Here is a 4,177-nt window from a genome sequence, read left to right as displayed (position 1 = left end):
GGCTGCTGTAGACGAGACGCGAGAAGATATCGCGCCCGAGGTCGTCCGTGCCGAGCACATGATGGTCCGTGCCCGCGGGCAGGTTCGGGACCATCATATCGATCTTCGACGGGCTGAACGGCGCGATCAGCGGCGCCGCGAAGGCGATAAGCAGGAAGAAGACGAGCACGCATAGGCCCGCCAGCGCGAAGCGGTTCGCCGAAAACTTCTTCCAGCCCGTGCGCCATGCGCTGACCGGCCGCCCCGGCTTCGGAATGCCCGGCCCGTCGCTTAAGGTTACGCTTGCCTCGCTCATGCCGACGCGCCTCCTTTCCGGTCCAGCCGGACGCGCGGATCGACCAGCGCGTATAGGATGTCCGCCAGCAAGTTGCCGATGATGACGAACACCGCGGTAATCAGCGTGATCGCCATCAGCACGGAATATTCCCGGGCGACGGCCATCTGCACGAACAGCCGGCCCATCCCCGGCCAATTGAACACGCTCTCCGTCAGCGCCGCCCCCGCGACCAGAATCGGCAGATCGAGGCCGAGCAGCGTCACGATCGGAATGAGCGCGTTGCGCAGCCCGTGCCGGAAGATGACTTTCCGCTCCGGCAGCCCTTTCGCCCGCGCCGTCCGGATGTAATCCCGATCGAGCACTTCCAGCATGCTGGCGCGCGCGTACTTGGAATACCCCGCGAGGAAGCCGAGCGTCAGCACGCTGACCGGCAGCACGAGATGCAGCAGCAGGTTGGGCAGATTGCCCTCCTTGCCCATCGTATACATATCGGACAGCGGCAGGAGATCCCACTTGAGCGAGAACAGCTCCTGCAGGATGATCCCGAACCAAAAGGTCGGCATCGCGAACCCGATGTAGGCGATGAACGACGCCGTCTGGTCGGACAAGCTGTATTCCACCGTGCTGTTGTAGATCCCCCACGGAATGGCGATCAAGAGCGACAGCACCCACGCCGTGCCCATCAGAATCATCGTATGGCCGATCGTCGGCCAGACGATCTTGCCCACGGGAAGATGGTTCTTGAACGTAAAGCCGAGGTCGCCCTTCAGCAGATTGCCCAGCCAGCTGACGAACTGCATCGGCAGCGGACGGTCGAGTCCGAGATTATGCGCCTGGATCGCCGCCGCTTCCGTGGACAGGCCCGGCGACAAATAGATCGTCTTCGGGCCGCCCGGAGCCGCATGAATGAGCAAAAAGCTCAAGATCGCGATGAGCAGCAGCACGAGCAGCGATTGCAGCACGCGCCTTATGAAGTATTCCGTCACGTCATGACCTCCTTTTCAAGAAAGAAGAGAAGGACCGAATGGACCTTCCCTTCAATCCTCGTTTTGCCGTTCTCAAGTTGTAGAAGACGGGCGATCCGCGTTATTTCGCGGTCCACCAGTTGATGACGTGGTAGAAATATCCGTAGCTGAGCGTCGCTTCCGGCTTGTCGGCGTCGGCGAATTTGACCTTGTTCTTATCGAATGCTTCCGGCGCGCCGTATTGGTAGAGGAAGACGTACGGCAGGTCGGTCGAGATTTCTTTGGCGACTTCGGCGTAGGCCGCTTTGCGCTCGTTCTGGTCGACGGTCGAGTAGCCCTTCACCCACAGCTCGTCGAGCTTCGTGTTCTTGTACCAGCCGGAATTTTGGCCGGCAGGCGGGAAGTACTTGGACGAGAAGATGCTTTCGCCGTCCGGATCCGGGTTGCTGAGCGACCAGCCGAGGAGAATGGCCTCGTATTTGCCCGGCGTGACGTTCTGATCGATCCAAGCCGAGAACTCGATCGCCTTCGGCACGACCTCGATGCCGACGTCCTTCAGGTTCTGCTGCACGACGGCGGCGACTTGCTCGCGGCGCGCGTTGCCGGCGTTGTACTGCAGATCGAACGAGAAGCGATGGCCGTCCTTCTCGAGGATGCCGTCCTTGCCCGGCTTCCAGCCGTCTTCCGCGAGCAGCTTCTTCGCTTGCTCCGTATCGTAGGTATAATTGACCGCGGCGTTCGCGTCATACGCCCACGAGGTCGGCAGGAACGGCGCGTTCAGCAGCGTGCCCGTGCCTTTCAGGATGTTGTCGACCATGCCCTGGCGGTTGACCGCCGTCGCGATCGCCTGACGCGTCTTCTGGCTTTGGAACAGGACGTACTTGTCCGGGAAGTTGTCCGCTTTAAAGTTGAATTGGATGAATTCGTACGATGGCCCCGGCTCCGACACGACGTTGAGGTTGTCCTTCGCCTTGACCGTGTCCAGAATCGTCAGCGGCACGGACGAGACGAGATCGATGTCGCCCTTCAGCAGCGCTTGCGTCTGCGTGTTCTGATCGGCGTAGATTTTGAACGTAACCGTCTTGATATGCGGCTTCACGCTGCCCCAATAGTCCGGATTCGCGTCCATCGTCAAATACTGGCCTTGCTCCCATTTCGTCCACGTCCACGGCCCGTTCGTCACCGTCTTGGCCGGGTCGATGCCGTACGGATTCTTCTCCAGCTCCGTCGGAGGCACGTCCTTCAGAATGTGGTATGGCGCGACCGACGCGTTCAGCGAGTAGAGGAACGGCGCGTACACTTGCTTGAGCTTGAATTCGACGGTATGGTCGTCGATCTTCGTGATCGTGTCGACCTTGTCGACCATGCTGATGCCCGGCGAACCCGCATCCGGATTCTTGATCGTATCGTACGTGAATTTGACGTCGTCGGCCGTCACCGGCTGACCGTCGCTCCACTTCGCTTCCGGCTTCAGCTTGACCGTGTAGGTCAGGCCATCCGCGCTGATCGTCGGCAGCTCGGCCGCGAGGGACCAGGGCTCGACGACCAAATTGTTGGACCGGTCGACGTCGTACAGATTCGCGTTGAGGAAGGTGGCAAGGTCGCCGGAAGCGGTATCCGCGATGTAGATCGGATTGACGGAATTAATATCCGAGAACGTGCCGACCGTCAGCGTGCCGCCGTCCACCGGCGCGTCCGCCGAAGGCGTCGTCGCCGCGTCCGTGCCCGAGTTCGCGGGCGCCTCGTTCGCCGGCTGATTCGCGTTCTGCCCGTTGTTCGCCGCCGGCGCGTCCGTGTTGTTCGTACCGGAATTGGAATTGTTGCTGCAGCCCGCAGCCATGGAGCCGGCCAGCGCCATGATCGATAACAAGACCGTTAATCGTTTCGTTTTGCTCATCTTCACACGTCCCCGTCGCTTTTTTTGTTGTCCTCTCGGCCCCGTGCCCCGGACAAAACGAATACCTGTCATTCGGCTTCCGCCGGGTCACGGTTGACAATCGCCCGTGCCGGTCATACGCTAGCGTATAAGCGCGGCTGGGCTTCACCCCTTTTAGAAAGCGGTTTCAAAAAAACCTCGTTACAATCTTCGCCGCGTCGCGCGCGACGTCCTGCGATTTGAAAAACGGCAGGCGTTGGATGGAGCGTTCCTTCCCGCTCCTGGGCGAATCGTCCCGGATGCGGGTAAATCCGAAGCGCGAAACGCGGCGGCCGGACGGCCGGTACGTTCCGAATAACAAGATGCGGAGTAAGCGAAACGCGACGATCGGCATGGGCGGCGGCTGCAGTCCGCCGGCAATCGAGACGGTTGTCCGGACGCGATTGGCGGAGTCCCCGCCGCTTGCGGAAGCGCTTCCGCAAGCGGCTGAAAAAATCGTTCTTTCTTCCCGGCACATGCGTCCCGGGTCGGTCCCGAATTCGAATGTCTTCCCAAGCCGCTTACAAAAACATTCAAATCTGAGAAAATTATATATTCGTCCGACGGATAGCGTCAAGAAATTTATATATTTAAACTTTACCGGCGGTCAACGGCAGGCAAATCGCGAACAATCCGGCAAGCCGCATACCTGGATCGGGCCGCTCGCGAACGATCGTACGACAGGCTTCGCCCTCTTCCGGACCAACATAAATAGCCGACCGGCTTAAGCCGGTCGGCCTATTCTCTAAGTCTAGGAGATCAGCGGAAAATGGCAGGCGACCTCGCGGTCGAGTCCGACCGGCCGGGCCAGCGGCTCCTCCGCCTGGCAGCGCGCCTGCGCGAACGGACAGCGCGGGTGGAACCGGCAGCCGGACGGCGGATTGACCGGCGACGGCACCTCGCCCTGCAGCGCCACCCGGTCCCGTTGGCGTCCCGGCGACGGCTGCGGAATCGCCGACATGAGCGCCTGCGTGTACGGATGCGCCGGCCGCGCGAACAGCTCGTCCGCCGGCGCCACCT

Annotated in this window: 3 protein-coding genes and 1 pseudogene; all 4 read right to left on the bottom strand. The window is 61.0% G+C overall.

The genetic code is table 11. From position 1 onward, the window contains the following. Positions 1 to 295, bottom strand: a pseudogene (locus I8J29_RS33140) (ABC transporter permease); the annotation flags it as partial. Further along, positions 292 to 1,263: an ABC transporter permease gene (locus I8J29_RS33135; RefSeq protein ID WP_208851524.1), complete on the bottom strand. Its 972-nt coding sequence runs from the start codon at positions 1,261 to 1,263 to the stop codon at positions 292 to 294. The pseudogene I8J29_RS33140 and the gene I8J29_RS33135, both read right to left, overlap by 4 nt. A 100-nt stretch (positions 1,264 to 1,363) precedes the next feature. Beyond that, positions 1,364 to 3,139: a peptide-binding protein gene (locus I8J29_RS33130; RefSeq protein ID WP_208851523.1), complete on the bottom strand. Its 1,776-nt coding sequence runs from the start codon at positions 3,137 to 3,139 to the stop codon at positions 1,364 to 1,366. 769 nt (positions 3,140 to 3,908) lie between these two features. After that, positions 3,909 to 4,177 (bottom strand): oligopeptide/dipeptide ABC transporter ATP-binding protein (locus I8J29_RS33125; RefSeq protein WP_338113335.1); only part of this gene is annotated, 269 nt, incomplete at its 5' end.

The organism is Paenibacillus artemisiicola, assembly GCF_017652985.1.
GTDB lineage: Bacteria > Bacillota > Bacilli > Paenibacillales > Paenibacillaceae > Paenibacillus_Z > Paenibacillus_Z artemisiicola.
Note: the sequence above shows the minus strand (reverse complement) of the source record. Positions and strands in the feature narration are given on the sequence as shown.

Bases quoted from the DNA above. Each gene is read 5' to 3' on its own strand.
- I8J29_RS33130 (WP_208851523.1), bottom strand. From the start codon at position 3,139: ATGAGCAAAACGAAACGATTAACGGTCTTGTTATCGATCATGGCGCTG.